Raw genomic sequence first — 510 nt, forward strand, 5'->3', positions numbered from 1 at the left:
CATCCTATTCTATATTACCAAAGTAGACTGGGGATTGAAACAGGTATTATGCTATTTTTCTATACGCCGATAATGAGACCTATCTACATCGAAAGCCAATTCCCTTTTTTGTATTTGGAATAATCCGTAAGCTCGTCTTTAAACCCGTTATAGGCTTCTTCCTCTTTGTAAGTCGTAGGGCCTATGAGCGTATCCAGGGTGTTCCATCCCGTTTGCAGCATATTGGCCCGGGCTTGACGATCCCGTTCCGTGGCCACGGCCACCAAGGCTTCCTTGAATCCGTTTGCCATATGGTGCTCTACGAGTTCCAGTGGCAAATTAGGGGTTATCCTGTCCAACACGTAACTATATGCCGCCTGTTTATAAAGTCCACGTTCCATTAAATGCCCCATCCAAAGGCTTTGTAAATTGCCCTGTCCTTTGGCTATTATGTGATTTAGGATGACAGGTTGCTTGGCCATGGCACTAGGAAGCTCAGGGGACGATAGTAGGTAGTCCTGCATTTTCGTT

Annotated in this window: 1 protein-coding gene; it reads right to left on the minus strand. The window is 45.7% G+C overall.

Going from position 1 to position 510, the window contains the following annotated elements:
- Positions 1 to 83 precede the first annotated feature (83 nt).
- Positions 84 to 510 (minus strand): hypothetical protein (locus F1E73_RS17755; RefSeq protein ID WP_191089075.1); only part of this gene is annotated, 427 nt, incomplete at its 5' end.

The organism is Arenibacter lacus (assembly GCF_008711145.1).
Lineage (GTDB): Bacteria > Bacteroidota > Bacteroidia > Flavobacteriales > Flavobacteriaceae > Arenibacter > Arenibacter amylolyticus.